This is a genomic window from Nitratireductor sp. ATLC21, assembly GCF_057196525.1.
In genome coordinates, this window is sequence record NZ_JBXUOU010000001.1 from 771,511 (window position 1) to 790,617 (window position 19,107).

Annotated in this window: 15 protein-coding genes and 1 tRNA gene; 11 read left to right on the forward strand and 5 right to left on the reverse strand. The window is 58.9% G+C overall.

What is annotated here, in order from left to right:
• Positions 1–315: 315 nt before the first annotated feature.
• Entirely contained in the window at positions 316–1,602 is a 1,287-nt protein-coding gene (ilvA, locus tag AC2CHD_RS03800) for a threonine ammonia-lyase IlvA (RefSeq protein ID WP_484552630.1), read from the reverse strand.
• A gap of 133 nt (positions 1,603–1,735) precedes the next feature.
• Here ilvA and AC2CHD_RS03805 point away from each other — a divergent pair, with 133 nt between their 5' ends.
• Together AC2CHD_RS03805 and AC2CHD_RS03810 are read left to right on the forward strand one after the other, a co-directional pair.
• A complete protein-coding gene (locus AC2CHD_RS03805) occupies positions 1,736–3,193 on the forward strand; it encodes a TrkH family potassium uptake protein (protein ID WP_229449008.1) in 1,458 nt (485 codons plus the stop codon).
• A gap of 85 nt (positions 3,194–3,278) precedes the next feature.
• Positions 3,279–4,460: an alpha/beta hydrolase gene (locus AC2CHD_RS03810; RefSeq protein ID WP_484552631.1), complete on the forward strand. Its 1,182-nt coding sequence runs from the start codon at positions 3,279–3,281 to the stop codon at positions 4,458–4,460.
• Positions 4,461–4,469: 9 nt separating this feature from the next.
• Here the strand turns inward: AC2CHD_RS03810 and ade are convergent, their stop codons facing one another.
• The gene (gene ade / locus AC2CHD_RS03815) at positions 4,470–6,287 is read right to left on the reverse strand and encodes an adenine deaminase (protein WP_484552632.1); all 1,818 of its coding nucleotides are present in this window, start codon (positions 6,285–6,287) and stop codon (positions 4,470–4,472) included.
• A 72-nt stretch (positions 6,288–6,359) separates the two neighbouring features.
• Complete coding sequence (locus AC2CHD_RS03820) at positions 6,360–6,917, reverse strand: TetR/AcrR family transcriptional regulator (RefSeq protein WP_484552633.1); 558 nt, start codon at positions 6,915–6,917, stop codon at positions 6,360–6,362.
• Positions 6,918–7,061: 144 nt separating this feature from the next.
• On the opposite strand from AC2CHD_RS03820, the gene AC2CHD_RS03825 reads away from it, so the two are divergent.
• From AC2CHD_RS03825 to AC2CHD_RS03835, 3 genes are all read left to right on the forward strand, one after another.
• Complete coding sequence (locus AC2CHD_RS03825; protein ID WP_484552634.1) at positions 7,062–7,820, forward strand: SDR family oxidoreductase; 759 nt, start codon at positions 7,062–7,064, stop codon at positions 7,818–7,820.
• 136 nt (positions 7,821–7,956) lie between these two features.
• Positions 7,957–9,759 carry a DNA helicase RecQ gene (gene recQ / locus AC2CHD_RS03830; RefSeq protein WP_484552635.1) on the forward strand — a complete coding sequence of 601 codons (1,803 nt, stop codon included), beginning with the start codon at positions 7,957–7,959 and terminating at the stop codon, positions 9,757–9,759.
• A gap of 317 nt (positions 9,760–10,076) precedes the next feature.
• Complete coding sequence (locus tag AC2CHD_RS03835; protein ID WP_484552636.1) at positions 10,077–12,488, forward strand: autotransporter family protein; 2,412 nt, start codon at positions 10,077–10,079, stop codon at positions 12,486–12,488.
• Positions 12,489–12,533: 45 nt separating this feature from the next.
• On the opposite strand, the gene AC2CHD_RS03840 is transcribed toward AC2CHD_RS03835, so the two are convergent.
• Both AC2CHD_RS03840 and wrbA read right to left on the reverse strand, forming a co-directional pair.
• Positions 12,534–12,618 (reverse strand) — tRNA-Leu (locus AC2CHD_RS03840).
• A 135-nt stretch (positions 12,619–12,753) separates the two neighbouring features.
• Complete coding sequence (wrbA, locus tag AC2CHD_RS03845) at positions 12,754–13,353, reverse strand: NAD(P)H:quinone oxidoreductase (protein ID WP_484552637.1); 600 nt, start codon at positions 13,351–13,353, stop codon at positions 12,754–12,756.
• Positions 13,354–13,541: 188 nt separating this feature from the next.
• Here wrbA and AC2CHD_RS03850 point away from each other — a divergent pair, with 188 nt between their 5' ends.
• The 6 genes from AC2CHD_RS03850 (at position 13,542) to AC2CHD_RS03875 (ending at position 18,943) form a co-directional block, all read left to right on the forward strand.
• On the forward strand, positions 13,542–14,294 hold the full coding sequence (locus AC2CHD_RS03850; RefSeq protein ID WP_484552638.1) for a competence/damage-inducible protein A: 753 nt from the start codon (positions 13,542–13,544) through the stop codon (positions 14,292–14,294).
• A gap of 76 nt (positions 14,295–14,370) precedes the next feature.
• Positions 14,371–15,213 (forward strand): universal stress protein, encoded by an 843-nt coding sequence (locus tag AC2CHD_RS03855; protein WP_484552639.1) that lies wholly within the window; start codon positions 14,371–14,373, stop codon positions 15,211–15,213.
• Positions 15,214–15,357: 144 nt separating this feature from the next.
• Positions 15,358–15,855, forward strand: coding sequence for a xanthine phosphoribosyltransferase (gene gpt / locus AC2CHD_RS03860; RefSeq protein ID WP_229448998.1), 498 nt, complete (start codon positions 15,358–15,360; stop codon positions 15,853–15,855).
• A gap of 21 nt (positions 15,856–15,876) precedes the next feature.
• Positions 15,877–16,590, forward strand: coding sequence for a 5,6-dimethylbenzimidazole synthase (gene bluB / locus AC2CHD_RS03865; protein ID WP_484552640.1), 714 nt, complete (start codon positions 15,877–15,879; stop codon positions 16,588–16,590).
• A gap of 234 nt (positions 16,591–16,824) precedes the next feature.
• On the forward strand, positions 16,825–17,292 hold the full coding sequence (locus AC2CHD_RS03870) for an NUDIX hydrolase (RefSeq protein ID WP_229448996.1): 468 nt from the start codon (positions 16,825–16,827) through the stop codon (positions 17,290–17,292).
• Positions 17,293–17,407: 115 nt separating this feature from the next.
• On the forward strand, positions 17,408–18,943 hold the full coding sequence (locus tag AC2CHD_RS03875; protein ID WP_484552641.1) for an inorganic phosphate transporter: 1,536 nt from the start codon (positions 17,408–17,410) through the stop codon (positions 18,941–18,943).
• Positions 18,944–19,107: the final 164 nt, after the last annotated feature.

The window sequence follows — 19,107 nt, forward strand, 5'->3', positions numbered from 1 at the left end:
CCGTCAGGCGTCGCAATTGATACGTGGCAGGGCGCAACCTGCCGAATAAATGTTTGAATGAACGACGAGACGACGGGTATACCCCGTGCGGCTGCGCTGTCGCGCCGGCAGTGCCGGCTTAAGCTCCCGCCCGCGGGCGGTGGCATCAGACGCAACCAGTCATTTTAGAAAGCCGGCAGCGCCAGCCCATGCGTCTTGGCGTCATATGGGCTATTCGAGGACAAAGTGCAATCTCTAATTTGTGCTTTGCAACCAGACGGTCCCTCACGGAACGGCGTCCGAACGGCAGGGAGCGTTCCCCCTTTGCCCTCAGCCTCAGATGATCAATCCGGCGATCGTGTCGTTGTTCGTAATATCCTGATAGGCCCAGCCTGCAGCGTCGAACCGTTGGGTCAGCACATCGAAGTTTGCGTGGTTCCGTGTCTCTATGCCGATCAGAACCGAACCGAAATTGCGCGCCGATTTCTTGAGATATTCAAACCGCGTGATGTCGTCTTCCGGCCCCAGAAGATCGAGGAAATCGCGCAATGCACCAGGTCGCTGCGGGAAGCGGAAAATGAAGTACTTTTTAAGCCCCTCAAAGCGAAGCGCTCGTTCCTTCACATCCGGCAGACGCTCGAAGTCGAAATTTCCGCCCGACACCACTGCAATCACGGTTCGCCCTGCAAGGTCCTGCGGCGCGAAATCCTTTAGCGTATCGATCGCCAGCGCTCCCGCCGGTTCCAGAACCACCCCCTCGATGTTCAGCATTTCGATCATCGTCGCGCATAGCCGGTTCTCCGGCACCAGATGCACGGCCTCGGCATCAAACGCCTTGAGATGCGAAAACGGAGCCGCGCCAATCTCGGCGACAGCAGCCCCGTCGACAAAATTGTCTACCCTTTCAAGCCGCACAGGCCGGTCCTGCACCAGCGCCTGCTGCAGGCTGGCGGCACCCTCCGGTTCGGCAAAAGCAAAGGCTCCCGCCTCCCCGCACGCGGTAAGATAACGCGTCACGCCAGAGGCCAGCCCGCCACCGCCGACGGGCAGAATCACCAGGCTGTCGTCCATCTGCGCCCCGTCGAACGACTGGATCTGCTCGGCGATCTCTCGTCCGACTGTCGCCTGCCCCTCGATGATGTCCGGGTGATCGAATGGCGGCACCATTGCCCCGCCACTTTCCTCTGCGAATGAAAGCGCGGCACGGTAACAATCATCAAAAAAATCGCCAATCAGCCGGATTTCAACGAAATCTCCGCCGAAAATACGCGTTTTGTCGATTTTCTGCTGAGGCGTCGTAACCGGCATGAAAACGACGCCCTTGCAGCCGAAATGGCGGCATACATAAGCAAATCCCTGTGCATGATTGCCCGCCGAAGCACAAACGAAGGTTCGCTCCTGCCCTCCGCGTGCCATCGCCTTGCGGAAGAAATTGAAGGCGCCGCGTATCTTGTAGGAACGAACCGGCGTCAGATCCTCACGCTTCAGGAAAACCCGGGCGCCGGTTTTCTTGGACAGGTAATCGTTCTCCTGAAGCGGCGTCTCGGCAAAAAGCGAGCGCAGCGCGTCCGCCGCCTCCGCGACCGCATTGACGAACTCGTCCTTTCTCGCTGCTGCACTCATGCTCTCTTGCCTATCCCGTACTTGTGTCCTACGGGCTATTGCATATCGGGGCGCGGGACGCCACTCTCGCGCCAGGGAGGGGGACCGTTTCCCGAACAACAGACGCTTTGATGAGCAGCCTGAGGTTCAGTCCTTGCAGTATCTCGCCATACGCGCCGCACTCCACATCGCGGCGGTCTTTGCCATATACCTTTCGGCCGCCATGCTCATCCCGGCCGCCGTAGACCTTTACTATGGCAATGACGATTGGCAGGTGTTTGCCTTTTCCGCACTCTTCACCGGCGGGCTTGCCATTGGCGTGTCGCTTGCCACCCAAGGGCGCGCGCCTGCCATTTCCTCCCGTTTCGGCTTTCTCGTTGTCAACCTCTTGTGGATGACGGCCTGCATCGCCGGAGCCGTGCCGATGCTGGCCTCTTCGGTGGAATTCAGTGTGGCGGATGCATTTTTCGAATCCGTTTCAGGCGTCACCGCAACTGGCGCCACGGTTATCGTAGGTCTCGACAGTATGCCTCCCGGGCTGCTTATCTGGCGCTCCATACTACAATGGATCGGCGGCCTCGGTGTGATTGCGCTAGGACTTTTCGTCCTTCCGTTTCTCAATGTGGGCGGCGTGTCGTATTTCCGGATCGAATCCTCCGATATCGAAGACCGGCCTTTCGACCGTTTCTCGACATTCGGGCTGGGCCTCATCAGCATCTACTCGCTGCTCACACTCGCCTGCGCCATTGCCTATGCGGCGGCGGGCATGCGGGCGTTTGATGCAGTAAATCACGCACTGACAACCATCGCGACGGCAGGCTTCTCCACCCACGATGCGTCCATGGGTTATTACGCCGACAATCCGGCGGTCCTTTGGATCAGCACCCTCTTCATGTTCATTTCGGCACTGCCCTTCTCAATCCTGATCCTCTTTGCCGTTCGCGGCAGACTTGATGCGCTACGCGATCCTCAGATCCGCGTCTTCGCCGGTTATGTGATCGTGTTCGTCCTAGCCGTTGCCATCTATCTGCGTCTTGTCCACGACCACACGTTTTTCGATGCCCTCACCCATTCGGCCTTCAATTTCGTGTCGATTATCACCACCACAGGCTATGCCAGCGACGACTATTCCCAATGGGGAGCTTTTGCCGTGGCCGCTGCCTTCGTCGCCATGTTCCTCGGCGGCTGTTCCGGGTCGACCACCGGTGGAATCAAGGCCTATCGGTTCCTGATCCTGTTCAAGCTTCTGGCAAATGGCCTGCGCCGCTTCGTCTATCCAAACACGATCGTCACAGTGCGCTACGGCGACCGACCGGTGGATGACGATCTGCAACGCGCAGTCGTGCTGTTCATGTCGGCATTTCTTGTTATCTGGGCGGTCATCATCCTGCTGCTTGCCGCCACCGGACTCGATTTCGTCACCGCCATTTCCGCCGCGCTGACCGGCCTCACCAATGTCGGCCCCGGTCTTGGACAGGTCGTTGGCCCCGCGGGCAGCTTTGCGCCGGTTCCCGATCTCGCCAAATGGATAATCGCCTTTGCCATGCTGATGGGACGGCTTGAAATATTGGCGGTTTTGGTCATCTTCACGCCGGTTTTCTGGGAAAGATAGGCTTCCAAGTGAAACCTCTTTCCTCCTAATGAGACCTGGGATCCGATATTTTTGATCCACAAAGCACGAGCAGGATTTTCGTCGCATGCCGTTCCGCAAATTCCCGAACCTGTTCGTCCTTCTGCTGCTCTTCCTGATCACGGGCTGTGCAAACCCGCACGCTTCCCGTCTGATAGCCGAAACGATTGCACCTGCACGCTCTGATCAGATTGCCGGAAATCATGGCATTTTCATCGCCACCAATCGAATGCCAACCGACAAGCCTGGCGAAATATTTGCCGGCGGGCGGGCACCCGAACCGGCCTTCGCAAAGGTCGAGATCACGGTTCCCGCCGTGCATGAAACCGGAAAGATGGAGCTCGCTCCAAATCCCCGTATTGCCGACCCTGCCCGCTATTTTGCGGCTCACCGCGCAATACTCTTTGCCGGGGGAAGCGATTTCGAAAAAGCACTCAGAGACGACATCGCCGCCCACAACGGACGCGCACTCGTCTTTATCCATGGATACAACACTGGCTTCGACGACGCGGTCTATCGAGCCGCGCAGATCTTTCATGATTCAGAATATGCCGGCACGCCGATTCTGTTCTCCTGGCCGTCGGCTGGCCGCACCATCGATTATGTCTATGACAGCAACAGTGCCACTTCAGCGCGCGACGCGCTTGAAGAGACCCTGCGCACGCTCGCCCGCGCCGGTGCTCGACGCATCGATGTTGTGGCTCATTCAATGGGCAGTTGGGTGACCATGGAGGCCTTGCGTCAGCTTGCCCTTTCAGGAGATCGCGATCTCGGGGGAAGGCTCGCCGACGTCATCCTCGCCTCTCCAGACATCGATATCGATGTGTTCAAGGGCCAGATGCGGCGCTACGGCGTGCCACAGCGGCCCTTTGCAGTCCTGACTTCCCAGAATGACAGAGCACTCACCCTCTCCGGCTTCATTGCCGGCAATCAGCCTCGGCTCGGTGATTATCGCAACGCAGAAGACCTGACGGCGCTGGGTGTGACGGTGATCGATGTCACCAATGTCTCCTCCGGAGACTGGCTCAACCACACCAAATTTGCCGAGAATCCGGTCCTCGTTCGCCTGCTCGGCGAGCGCTTGTCCAGCGAGGGAGAGCTGAACGAGGAGGATGAAGACGTGGTTATAGGCCAAATGGAGAGACTTGTGCGCGGCCTCGGACAGACGTTCGGCTCGGCCGCCGATATCGTCATCACCACGCCGCTCAACGTTATAGAGCTCGCGACCGGCCAAGGACGACGCCGGTGATCTGGTTTATCATAGAAACAAGTCGACCTTTCGGAAATTCGATACGTCGATGATACCTGCGTCGGAGATCCGAAGTTCCGGAATCACCACCAGCGCCAGAAGCGAATGCTGCATATAGGCATTGTTGAGCGTGCAGCCCATCTCTCGCATGGCTGCAGTCAGCTTCGCCGCCTTCCGCGCCACCACTTCCGCGCGCTCGTCCGACATCAGCCCGGCAATCGGCATCTCGACCAGCGCGAGCTCGCGCCCCTTCGAGAAAAGCACCACGCCGCCGCCGACTTCGCCCAGCCGGTTGGCGGCTTTCGCCATGTCCTCCTTATTGGTCCCCACCACGATCATGTGATGTGAATCATGTGCAACCGTCGAGGCCATCGCACAGTCTTGCATATAGCCGAAGCCCGAAACAAAACCGTTCGTCACCTGCCCTGTGCCGCGATGCCGTTCCACCAGAGCAATCTGGCAGACATCATTGCGCCGATCCATGGCGACAACCCCGTCCTCGACAGTGAGTTCTGCTTCGAGTGCCCGCGTTGGCGCCTGGTTCTCGATTACACCGATCACCCGCGCCCGCACATGCTTCGCCCCTTCCGGCGCCGCGATGTCGAAATCCTCTGCTGCAATCTCCTTGCCAAGCCGCACCGTGCTCTTCGCCTTCTCGGGGTAATCATAAACGGGAATGTCTGCCTCGAGCCGACCACCCCGCGCGAGCCTCACACCCCGCGCGAACACCTCGTCAATGGCAAGTTCGGCCAGGTCCGACACGATGAGAAAATCGGCTCGCCGTCCCGGTGCGATAGAACCAAGCTCGCGTTCGAGACGAAAATGCTCGGCCGTGTTGATCGTCGCCATCTGGATCGCCGTAACCGGTTTCAGCCCCTGGGCGATCGCATGCCGCACCACTCGGTCCATATGCCCGTCATCGACCAGCGTTCCAGAGTGGCTGTCATCTGTGCACAGAATGAAATTGCGCGGGTCGAGCCCCTGTTCTGTCACCGCCTTGATCTGGCTTGCCACATCATACCAGGCTGAGCCCAACCGCAGCATGGCCTTCATGCCCTGCCTTACGCGTGCAATTGCATCCTCGGCGCGCGTGCCCTCATGGTCGTCCTCCGGCCCGCCGGCCACATAACCGTGAAACGGCAGACCAAGGTCCGGCGAGGCATAATGCCCGCCAACCGTCTTCCCAGCCTTCACAGTCGCAGCAATTGCCCCAATCATCGTCGCGTTGTTTGCAGCTACACCGGGGAAATTCATCACTTCGCCAAGCCCGATGATGTTTGGCCAGTTCATGGCTTCCGCCACATCCTCGGCCGTGATTTCGGCGCCGGCATTCTCCAGGCCCGGAGCGGAAGGCACACAGGATGGCATCTGCACGAAAACATTGATCGGCTGCGCCATGGCCTCGTCATGCATCAGCCGCACGCCGTCGAGGCCAAGAACATTGGCGATCTCATGGGGATCAACAAACATGGAGGTCGTCCCATGCGGTACCACGGCGCGGCAGAACTCCGTCACTGTCACCATGCCGCTCTCCACGTGCATATGCGCATCGCACAGTCCCGGCACGAGGTAGCGCCCAGTGGCGTCGACCACCTTGGTTGTCTCGCCTATGGCGTGGCTCGCATCAGGCCCGCAATAAGCAAAGCGTCCTGCCACAATGGCGATATCTGTCGCGGGAATCACTTCGCCCGAATGGACATTCACCCAGCGCCCGTTGCGCACCACCAGGTCAGCCGGGCGGCGCCCCATGGCCACATCCACCAGAAGCGGTGCAACCGTATGCCACGGTTTGAGTTCAGTGGACGGTAGGGGCTTGGTGTTGGGCATGGTATCCTCCTGATAGAGGACACACTTTGTCAAACCTGCGCGTTTCTCGCCAGCCTGTTTGACAGCCGCCTCTCAGCGCGCGATGGTGTCCCACGCTGCAATGGCGCTATCGACGACCCGCTCGAGTTCGGCCGCTGTGGCCCCGTCTCGGGCGCGGATCGAAAGTCCGTGCATAACGGTTGCGTAAAATGCGGCTACGCTGCGGGGATTGGCGCTCTCCGGCACATCCCCGTCTGCAATCCCGCGTTCCACACGTCGACGGAAATCGTCCTCACTGCCCTGTCGGTTTTCAGCCAGGAACCGGCAAACCGGATTGTTCTCCGGCGCTCCTGCAAGGGCTGAAATGACGACCATGCAACCTCTCGGATTCTCTGGATTCGTGTAGCTGCGCGCATTGACGCGCAACGCCGTCTCGATGGCCGCCCGTGCTGTCCTCCCGTTTTGCAAGGCCTCACTGACTGGAGCCCCCTCTTCACGCTCATAGAGCTCTATTGCTTCACGAAAGAGAGCCTCCTTGCAGCCGAATGCCGCATAAAGGCTCGGCTTGTTGATGCCCATTGCTTCAGCCAGTTCACTCACCGAAGCACCTTCATATCCGCATGACCAGAACACCCGCATCGCCTGATGCAAGGCTTTGTTCCTGTCGAAAGCTCTAGGCCTGCCGCGTCCAGCCATTCTGAAAACCTTTTGTACCAAGCCGTAAATAATTTCCTTGACCCGATTTCTCAAGCCTGACTATTTTTATAACGATCGGTACATAAATAGGAGCTCACCATGACCCGAACGGAAAAGCACCAGGATTTGATTGGCAAGGCAGCGCTCGTAACAGGGGGAAGCCGCGGGATTGGAGCGGCCATCGCCCGGCGTCTTGCAGCGCGTGGCGCCGACGTTGCAATCACCTATGCTGCAAGCGCGACAAAGGCCGAAGACGTTGTGGCTGAGATAAATGCCGCCGGTCGTCGCGGCCTTGCCATCCAGGCCGACAGCGCCGACCACCATGCAATCACCACTGCGGTCAATACCGCTGCCGAAACCTTTGGCCGTCTCGATATTCTTGTGAACAACGCCGGTATTTTCCCTTATGGTCCACCGGAAGAGGTGACGATCGAAGAGATCGACCGCACGATTGGCATCCACGTGAAAGGCGTTTTCGTCGCATCCCAGGCAGCACTTTCACATATGGGTGAAGGGGGCCGCATCATTTCGATAGGCTCCTGTTTCGCCCAGCGCGTTCCCCATGGCGGTGTTACGCTGTATTCCATGAGCAAGTCCGCTCTCATCGGCTTCACCAAAGGGCTGGCCCGCGATGTCGGCGCACGCGGCATTACGGTCAATGTGGTCGATCCCGGGTCAACGGATACCGACATGAATCCGGCAGATGGACCGGGAGCGGACGGGCAGCGCGCATTGAATGCAGTTGGTCGATACGGCGCGCCGGACGACATAGCTGCCATGGTCGCTCATCTCGCAAGCCCTCAGGGGCACTACATCACAGGCGCATCACTGGCCGTGGATGGCGGCAGCAACGCTTAAAGAGGTCTTTGCTGCCCACAAGCGCGCAAAAAAGCACGGTGCGGCGCTGCCGCACCTCACCCGCCTCCCCGGTCTGCAGCGCTGGGCGAAACCTGTTATGAGAGAATAATCACCCGATTCTCCCGACAGGCCTGCCGTGACCGCTGACCCGACGCACATCCTCAAGACCGTCTACGGATATGAGGCCTTTCGGGGTCGCCAGGCGGAAATCGTCAATCATGTGATCGCGGGCAACAACGCGTTCGTCCTGATGCCGACAGGTGGCGGCAAATCCCTTTGCTATCAAATTCCCGCACTTTGCCGCCCAGGCCTTGGCCTGATAGTTTCGCCCCTCATCGCGCTCATGGCCGATCAGGTCGCGGCATTGAAACAGGCAGGCGTACGGGCCGCTGCACTGAATTCCAATTTACCACTCGAAGCCCGACAGGCCATCTGGAAGGCGATAGGAAAAGGCGCTTTAGACCTTCTCTATGTTTCGCCCGAAACTCTCTTGAGACCGGCTGTCGTAGACCGGTTGAAGCAGGTTCCCCTGTCGCTCATTGCAATCGATGAAGCCCACTGCCTCTCCCAATGGGGTCACGATTTCCGCCCCCATTATCGCCAACTCGATGCGCTGGTGCAGGAATTCCCCGACACACCGCGCATGGCCTTGACGGCAACCGCTGACGCCCCCACCCGCGCGGAGATCATTGCACATCTGGGTATCGCCGAACGCGACAGTTTCATCGCTGGTTTCGACCGGCCCAATATACACTATGCCATTGAAGAAAAGGACAATCCGCGTCGGCAGCTCCAGCGGTTCCTTGAAAAGCACAGGGACGAGAGCGGCATCGTCTACTGCCTTTCCAAACGCAAAACCGACGAGACTGCCGCTTGGCTTCAGTCGGAAGGCTGGAACGCACTCGCCTATCATGCGGGTATGGACCGTGAGATGCGCGAAGCCAATCAGACACGCTTCCAGCGCGAAGAAGCCGTTGTCATGGTCGCCACGATCGCCTTCGGCATGGGCATCGACAAGCCCGATGTGCGCTTCGTTGCCCATCTCGATTTGCCTGGCAGCATTGAAGCCTATTATCAGGAGACGGGCCGTGCCGGCCGCGATGGCCTGCCATCGCAAGCCCTGATGCTTTACGGTTTCGACGACATTGCTCTGCGCCGTCGTTTCATCGAGGAGTCCGAAGCGCCCGATCCACGCAAACGAATGGAAATGCAGAAGCTCGACACTCTGCTAGGGCTTGCGGAAACGGCTCAATGCCGCCGTCAGGTTCTGCTGAACTATTTCGGTGACCACTGTGAGCCCTGCGGCAATTGCGATACCTGTGCCAACCCGCCGGAGCGTTTCGACGGCTCCATCGCTGTGCAAAAGGCGCTCTCCTGCATCTACCGCACAGGCGAACGCTTCGGTCAGGCCTACATCGTATCCGTGCTGCTCGGTGCGGAAGATGAGCGCATAGCCCGCTTCGGTCATGATCAGATCTCCACCTACGGCATCGGCAAGGAACACGATCAGCGCACCTGGCGCTCCATCCTTCGCCAGATGGTCGCTCATGGTTTCGTCGATGTGGATTTCAGCGGCCATGGCGGACTTTCCATTTCAGAACGAGGCGCGCAATTCCTGCGGGAAAAACCAAAGCTGATGCTGCGTGTTCCTCGGCCCGCAGCTAAGGGCAGAAGCCGCCGTGCTTCAGGAAGCGAGGCTGCCAGCGCGCTGGCTCCCGCCGATGCCGAATTGTTCAAAGCTTTGCGCGAAAAGCGCATCGAGATCGCCCGAGCACAAAACCTGCCGCCTTATGTGATCTTCCACGACCGCACCCTGATCGAAATGGCTGCCGTTCGCCCTACCTCCCGACAGGCGATGGCGGGGATTTCCGGCATTGGTGATGCCAAGCTCGAGCGCTACGGCGAAGCCTTTCTGGATGTTATCGTCAGTCATGGTTGAACCGAAGATTGCGAACGGAGATGCAAGGCGAAAAAATCCAGCCGCAGAGCAATTGTAAGCCGAGTTAGGTCTCGTTAATCTTTGTAAATTAACGGTATCTAAGATTCGGCAAGCAAAGGGCAGCTTGGTAGAACTGCAACAGACCATCACCACGCACTCAAAAATGGCACTTCTAGAATCCTGATATTCCGAAGAAGCGCCGACCAGAACAACAAGCTGCGTCGTGATGCCAGTGGTTTGAGGGGCACATGCACTATCGCACGTTCAACGGTCGATTAACCGCAATCTTGTTGTCGGGCAGCGCATTGGGAGGTTTCTTGGCTTGGCCGGTTTCCAACGCCCAGGCCGCCTGCACTCTCGTCCCAACAGCCGGCAACGACGTGTTCGTCTGTGACAGCGGAACGCACACGGGCGATGTTCTGGACCTTTCCGGCGACAACACGCTGACACTGCCTGCTGGTGGCACCGGCGTCATTAATGGCAATATCACATTTGGCCCCGACGTCGATACGGTCGAAGTCCATTCAGGTGAAATCAACGGGCAGTTGCAGCAAGGCGACGGGATCGATGATTTCAGGATGACTGGCGGCCAAATCGACAGCCTGAACCAGGGTGGACATTTCGATACGTTCTTCATGTCCGGCGGCCACATCGTCAATTACTTCGACGATGGCGACGAAGCGGTCATGACTGGTGGGCGCATCGGTCGCGTCCATATGAGACTCGCCAACAACGTCTTCGATATGTCTGGCGGCGCCATTGACGGCAATCTGTCGGCCGGGTTCGGGCACGACACGATCATCCTGTCCGGGGGCTCCATCGGCGGCAACATCAGCGTCAGCGGAGGCACGGACCGCGTCACGATCACCGGCGGTTCTGTTGGAGGGGATGTCCTGTTGAGCGTGGGATCCGATACGCTTCTTTGGGATGGCGGCGGAAGCATTGGCGGCAATGTGGATATGGGCGGCGACGACGATACCGCCATGCTACGCAACCTGAACGAAACCAATCTCGCCAGCATGAACGCGTTTCTCGGCGGCCTTGGCACAGACGAGCTGACCCTGGAAGGCGTGGTGACTGGCACCCCCGATCGTTTCCAGACACTCGAAACCATCAATGTAAACGCAGCATCCGCGCTGACCTTCGCGGGCGGTGAAACACTCACGCTCGGCGACAGCGGGACGGGCACCGGCACCGTGAACATCGATGCGACCAGCACTCTGTTCGGCGGCTCTGCAAATGGCGGCATCAATGCGTTCGGCGCCGGCCAGCGCGCAATCGTGCGCAATGCCGGCACCATCGATCTGACCAATGGTGGGAACAGTGCCACTGATACTTTCACGATCACAGGCGATTACGTCGGAGATGGTGGAAACCTCTCTTTGAACACGGTGCTGGGAGACGACGCCTCGCCTTCAGACAAGCTTGTGATTGCTGAGGGGACCGCTACCGGTTCCACCGGTATTTCAATCGTGAACGCAGGCGGCAGTGGTGGCGCCACGGTTCAGGATGGGATCATGGTTGTGGAAGCAACCGGAAGCGGCACGACTGCAGCCGGAGCTTTCTCCCTCAACGACCGCGTCGCGGTCGGAGCCTTCGAATATCAGCTTTATAGAGGCGGTGTTTCCGCCGGGACGCAGGAGAACTGGTATCTGCGTTCGACTGTCGTCAACCCAACAACCCCCTCGCCCTCTGTGCCGGAGCCTGCTCCAGGGCCGGTCACACCGCCGCCCACCCCAGGCGCGTCCCTGGTGACCGGCGAAACGGTACCGCTTTACCGTCCGGAGGTTGCGACCTATTCCGCCGTTCCTCCCGTGCTTCAGCATTTGGCCGCATCCACGCTTGGCACGTTTCATGAAAGGCGTGGAGCACAACCTTTTCTCCAGAATGGTGACGCGGTTTTGCCCGCGAGCTGGAGCAGGCTCTTCGGCCAATCGGTCGAGAGCAAATGGGAGGGCACCGTTGCCCAGGGTTTTGACGGGAACTTGTTTGGCTTCCAGATCGGCCAGGACCTGATTGGTCGCGAAAGCGACGATGGGCACATTGATCGTGCGGGTATCTTCATCAGTCACGCCCGCATGAACGGTGACATTACAGGCCAGGCCATCGGCTGGAATGATCTGGCAGTTGGCGAACTCGATGTCCATGGCACCAGCGTGGGCGGCTACTGGACGCATGTTGCGCCCCATGGGTGGTATGTGGATGGCGTTTTGCTCGGCACCTGGTTTGGTGGAGAGACACGCTCCGACGCCGGCGAAGCCATTGATGTGGATGGTTCCAGTATCGCGGCCTCTGTAGAGGCGGGCTACCCCATTGTCGTGCACGATCGCTGGCGTCTGGAACCGCAGGCCCAGTTGATCTGGCAACACCTTTCCCTCGACGACCAGAACGACCGTTTTTCGACAGTCACATTCGATACAGACAACGTCTTAACCGGGCGGCTGGGAATGCGTCTGGAAGGAGATTTTCAGGCCGAGGGTGGTCGCAGCCTAAAACCCTATCTCAAGGCCAATCTCTGGCACACATTCTCGTCAGATCACATCCTGCGTTTCGGCGGGGATCCGGTTGCAACCGAGCTCGAAGGCACCTCACTGGAGTTGGGTGCAGGGCTTGTCGCGAACCTCACCAAGCAGGTCGGGCTTTTTGCAACTGCCGATTACACCACAAACATCGGTGGCGAGAAGAAGCAAATATTCGAGGGGAATCTCGGCCTGAGCATCACTTGGTAAAACAGCGCTTGCGGTTTCGCCAAAACCCACCGTCAGCTGGATTGTTGGTGCGGACGGCGGGGGTCGAACCCGCAAGCCCGAAGGCGGCAAATTTTAAGTCTGCTGCGTCTACCAGTTTCGCCACGTCCGCACACGTCAACGACTAGCGGTAGAAACCCTGCTGATCAAGCGGGATACGCATGTTCTTCAAAGAATACGCTTGTTCATAAACACAAAGGGAGGGACCGCGCATGGCGCCCCTCCCCGTAGTGAGCCAAACCTTCTCTCAGGCTGCCAGCTTCGCAGTAATCTCGGCCAGCCGTTTGCCTTGAAACTTCGCGCCTTCGAGCTCTTGATCGGAAGGCATTCGAGAGCCGTCACCATTCGTGGTGGTGGTCATGCCGTAGGGCGCGCCACCGCGAACCGTGTCGTTGCCCATCTGGTCCTGATAGGCATAAGAGAGCGGCACAATCAGCATCCCGTGATGCTGAAGAGCGAGCTGCGTGGAAGCCAGCGCCATCTCGGCGCCACCATGCTGCGTCGCGGTGGAAGACATGACAGTCGCAGGCTTGTCGATCAGTTTGCCTTCGGCCCAAAGGGGTCCGGTCTGATCCAGGAAGTTCTTGATCTGCGAAGCCATCATGCCATAGCGCGTCGAAATGCCGAATATGAAACCGTCATAATCAGCAAGCTCCAGAGGTTCAGCGAACGGTGCGTCCTGATCGAGCTTGTAGTGCGCCTTCTTTGCCACCTCTTCCGGCACCAGCTCGGGCACGCGCTTGATGGTCACGTCGGCACCGGCCTCCCGCGCACCGTCGGCCGCGGCCTGGGCCATGGCTTCCATATGCCCCCAGCTCGAATAGTAAAGAACCAGAATTTTGGTCATTGTCTGCTCCGCTTTGCTGCAAATTCGGTTTCGGTCGCCAACCACGACCCTGCGATGCCAACGGATGTAACCCTTGTCTGGTTCACTAAAAACCGCACCAAAGCCGACACACTGTTCACCGTTTCAAACCCATTGCCCTGGCTTGGGCACAGGTCTATCTCTTCTTTCGACAACAGGGATCCTGGAGAATGAACGAGCTTGTAACGGCGGCAATGGTGGTCATCGGTGACGAAATCCTGTCAGGGCGAACCAAAGACAGGAACATCGGCCACCTGGCGGATATGCTGACAGCAGTCGGCATAGATCTGAAAGAGGTCCGGATCGTCTCGGATGACGAGGCGGCCATCGTCGAAGCGGTGAATGCGCTGCGCGCCCGGAGTACATACGTATTTACCACCGGCGGCATTGGCCCGACCCATGATGATATAACCGCCGATTCCATCGCACGTGCTTTCGGCCGGCCGTGCGGTTACGACGAAAAGGCTTATCGTCTTCTTGAAGATCACTACGCCCGTCGCGGAATAGAGTTTTCTCAGGCTCGCAAGCGCATGGCACGCATGCCTGAGGGCGCAGAGCACATCGACAACCCGATTTCGGTCGCGCCCGGTTTCCGCGTTGAAAATGTTTATGTGATGGCGGGCGTTCCGGCCATTTTTCAGGCCATGCTCGACAATGTGATACCCACATTGAAGACAGGCGCAAAGCTCATCTCCGAGACTGTGCCCTCCCCGTTGCCCGAGGGCGCAATCGGTGGCCCGTTGGGTGAAATCCAGGCCGCGCATCCTGAAACCATCATCGGCTCCTATCCAAAATATCAGGACGGCACCTTCTGGACAGAAATCGTCGTTCGTTCTCGCTCAACAGCAGCACTCACAGCCGCCGTGGATGCAATCCGCGGCATGCTCGCGTCCATTCCGGACAGGCAGGTGGTAAAAGGTTGATCTGGGGCAAAACTTTCTGCCCGGGAAAGCGTTAAGAATAGAGAAGGCACTTCATCGCAGCTCCAAGGAGGCTGACATGAGCTACAAGACCATTCTCGCGATTCTTCAAAGCGAAGCCGACGCCCCCCGCGTTCTCGATCTCGCCCTGCCTCTGGCGGCCCGTCACCGCAGCCACGTGATCGGGCTGCACGCGGAGGCATTGCCGATGGTCATGGCCTCACCCATGGGAGGCCCTGTGGTCGACCTGAGTGTGGATATGCATGAGGAGGCCGGCCGCCGCCACGCTGTAATCCGCAATCTTTTCAACGAGCGTGCGCGCAAAGAAGGCGTCGGCAATGAATGGCGCGGTTTCGACAGTGTCTCAGGCGATTCCGCCATTTCAGGCATTGAGAGCGCCCGCAGCGCTGACCTTGTCATTGCCCAGCAGACCGATCCGGATGCTGCGGGGGCCATGGAAGCCAATGTCGAGGCTCTTCTTTTTGAAAGTGGGCGCCCGGTCCTTCTCGTGCCCTATATCCACAAGGCGCGCGAAGCCGAGTTCAAGAAAATTCTGCTCGCCTGGAATGGAAGCCGGCAGGCCGCAAGAGCAGCTTTCGACGCATTGCCCTTCATGAAGGAAGCGGACAGTGTCGAGGTGTTCTGCATCGATCCGCAGGACACACCTCGTCGCGACGCCTCCATGGCCGGCACGGCAATAGCCACCGCTTTGGCCCGTCACGAGATCGAAGTCACCGTCAAGGTAGAGCAGTCCGGTGGTGTTTCTCACGGAGAAATTCTTGACAACCGCGTCTCCGATACCGGCGCCGACCTTCTTGTCATGGGAGCATTCGGTCGCTCGAGATTGCGGGAGTTCGTTTTCGGGGGTGCCACCCGCACCATCCTGCAAAGCATGACGGTGCCAACTTTCATGGCTCATTGAGCGCCGCCCGGTTGGCGCGCCCACTGCAGCCTGGCGGGAAATCCATCTTCGACGGGTGTCGGGCTTGCGTTCGACATCCCTTTCCGGCTAATTCACCGCGCATTCCGATCTGCCGTCCTGATGCGCCCATGGAGTGCGATGCCGATGTCTCTTCCCGAAAAAGCCTTCCCCGTCTCGTGGGACCAGTTTCACCGTGATGCGCGCGCGCTTGCCTGGCGGCTTGCTGGCGCAAATGGCGGCTGGAAGGCCATCGTATGCATCACGCGCGGTGGTCTGGTGCCCGCTGCCGTCATTTCGCGGGAGCTGGGCATTCGCCTGATCGAGACGGTTTGTGTCGCTTCCTATCACGATTACACCGAGCAAGGTGATCTTCAGGTTCTGAAGGAGATCAATCCGGAGCTTTTGAAGGAAGACGGCGAAAACGTCCTGATTGTCGACGATCTGACTGACACGGGAAAAACGGCGGCCATCGTCCGCGCCATGATGCCCAAGGCGCATTTCGCAACAGTGTACGCCAAACCAAAAGGGCGCCCCCTTGTTGACACCTTCGTCACCGAAGTCTCTCAGGACACCTGGATCTACTTCCCCTGGGATATGGGGTTCTCCTACCAGAAACCGATCGCGGAAGATCAGCGCGGCTGAACGGCGCGAAGGAAAGGCCGCATGTCGCACGGAGCAAAGAAGCACGATACCGTGGATGGCCTGACCTCCGGTGAAGCGTTTGCAGCTGCGGAGCGGAACGCTGTCTATCGGGCCATAGCCACCCGTCGTGACGTCCGTGGCGAATTTCTTCCCGACCCGATCTGCGAAGAAGCGCTCTCTCGCATGCTCACGGCCGCCCACCAGGCACCGTCGGTCGGTCTCTCCCAGCCCTGGGACTTCATCCTGATACGCGACAAGGAAACACGCGCTCGCATAGCCCGGATCTTTGCCGATGCAAACGAGGAGGCTGCGATCCGTTTTCCCGCCGACCGGCAGGCTCAATACCGCTCTCTCAAATTACAGGGGATCCTGTCTGCTCCCCTTAACATCTGCGTCACAAGTGATCCCAAGCGCGGTGGTCCCGTCGTCCTCGGCGCCACGCACATGACTGACACGGACCTTTTCAGCACGGTGTGTGCCATACAAAACCTGTGGCTTGCCGCTCGTGCTGAAGGAATTGGCGTTGGTTGGGTCAGCATACTGCATGAAGACCGCGTCAAGGCAGTGCTCGACATCCCCGACCGGCTGCGACTTGTAGGATATCTATGTGTCGGGCACGTGCGTGGCTTTCACGAACGGCCCGAACTTGAAAAACGCGGCTGGCGGGAACGTGACGATCTCGCATTACATCTCCATCAAGAAAGATGGACGGCGCCAAAGCGGGCAAGCGAGTGATGGCTCCAGACGCGATCAAAGCGCCAAACCCTTGATTTTTGGCACCAATTCACTATGTCTGCCAGCAGGCTTTCTGCGTTCCACGATTCGAGCGCATAAGCGGTTCGGCGGTTGGATCCGCTCGGCGCGTAAATTAAGCGTAGAAACAGTCACTTGTAGAAAAGAAGCAATTCCTGGCACATCGTGTCCGGGCGAAGGAGAAGCGCGATTTTCACTCACGGCACACGTTTGCGGTTGACCGAGACGGTCCGGCGTCTGTTCGGCGGAAACCCCCGCCGTGTGCAGGCTGCAGCCCTGCCGTGGCGCGCGACCGCCGATGGCAATGGCATCGAGATTCTGCTTGTGACAAGCCGTGGTACTGGTCGTTGGGTTCTGCCCAAGGGGTGGCCGGAGGGTTCAGAAACCCTTGCCATGGCTGCGCAGCGTGAAGCCCGCGAAGAAGCAGGCGTGCGAGGCTGCGCCAGTGAAAATGAAATCGGGCGTTTTTATTATCACAAGCTCGATGGAACCGGTGTCGAATGGCCCTGCGAGGTCGCCGTCATTCCCCTCGAAGTCACGGAAGAGCGTTCCAAATGGCCGGAACGCAAGCAGCGAACCCGTCAATGGTTCACGCCGCAGGACGCAGCCACCGCTGTCCAGGAGCCGGACCTGGGTGAGCTTCTTGTTCAGTTCGCTCACAATCCACGGGAAATCGCGGCCTGAGCCCCCTTTTTTGCCGTCAACCCTTGCCGTGAGGAACATAGTTTCCTAACCGGAGGCGGACTTCTTCGCCGAACGCTCGACCCGCAGCGACACATTGGCAGAAACGGGAAAACGCATGAGCGAATCCGCCACCAACCCGCGCAAGCAGACCCTCGACAAGGACCTCGACAAGCTCGTCCACGTAGAGGAAGCCACGACAACCGTCGCACGCGGGCTGGTCGCGCCGGGGCTCGGCCTGCTTTTTCTGGCACTCACCGCCATTTTCGCTGCCACCTACACCTTCGGTGAACCGCGCGCCGTCATCATCATTGCTGCGGCTGCCATCGGCGCATACATGGCGTTGAACATCGGCGCCAATGATGTTGCCAACAATGTTGGACCCGCTGTCGGTGCCAAGGCGATGACTCTCGGCGGCGCCTTGCTTATTGCAGCCGTGTTCGAAAGCGCCGGAGCGCTTATTGCCGGCGGCGATGTCGTTGACACAATTTCAAAAGGCATCATCGACCCGGCTGCGGTGGGAACACCCGAAGCATTTGTTCGGGCCATGATGGCCGCTCTCATCTCTTCGGCACTGTGGATCAATCTGGCAACTTGGATCGGCGCTCCGGTTTCGACCACGCATTCAGTTGTCGGCGGTGTCATGGGCGCAGGTATCGCTGCTGCAGGTTTTTCCTCTGTTGACTGGTCGACGATGATGCAGATCGCCGCGAGCTGGGTGGTCTCCCCCCTGGTCGGAGGCGTTATCGCTGCGCTGTTCCTCGCCTTCATCAAAACCGCCATCATTTATCAGGACGACAAGATTTCGGCGGCGCGGCGCTGGTTGCCGCTTTTGATCGCCATCATGGCGGGAGCTTTTGCCGCCTACCTTGCGCTCAAGGGATTGAAAAAGGTCTTTCCGGTCAGCGGCACAGGCGCCGGGATCATCGGCCTCGCCTTTTTCGCGGTCACCTGGTTTCTGGCTCATCTGTTTGTGCATGCACAATCTGAGGGTCTGGAGAATCGCAACCAGTCTCTGCGTAGCCTCTTCAAGGTGCCCCTGGTCATCTCGGCAGCCCTCCTCTCATTTGCCCATGGCGCCAACGACGTTGCAAATGCAGTGGGCCCCCTTGCCGCCATCGTTTTCACGGTTCACGAAAGCGCGGTGAACACCACTGTCACCATCCCGCTCTGGGTGATGATCATCGGCGCCGCTGGCATTTCGATCGGCCTCGTCCTTTTCGGGCCCAAGCTCATTCGCATGGTCGGCGAGCAAATCACGAAACTCAATCCGATGCGCGCGTTCTGCGTCGCGCTGTCCGCCGCTATCACCGTCATCATCGCTTCGGGCCTAGGCCTGCCGATCAGTTCCACACACACTGCCGTCGGCGCGATTTTCGGCGTTGGTTTTTTCCGTGAGTGGTACACGGCGCATTCCAAACGCCGCCGCGCCTATCTCGAACGCAAGGGCGTTCGGCTCAAGACGGACAATGGAACCAGCGATGATGACGATCTGGAAATCGAGTTGCAGAAGACATCGCGCGAGGAGATTGCACGACGCAAACTTGTGCGCCGCGCTCATGTGCGCACGATCGTCGCAGCATGGGTGACCACGGTGCCGGCTGCCGCATTGCTTTCTGCCGGCATCTTTCTGGTGCTGGACTTCATCGCCTGACATCAGCATTTTTCCCAAGCGGGTATGCTCGGAAGGCTCGCCCCGTCCAATTTCCGTGCACGGCTTCGCAAGACACCGGGAACGATGGGTTTCTCAAACCGCAACAGCGACTGAGTGACTTCCCCATTATTCACACATGTGACACACAACATCTTGCGGTCATA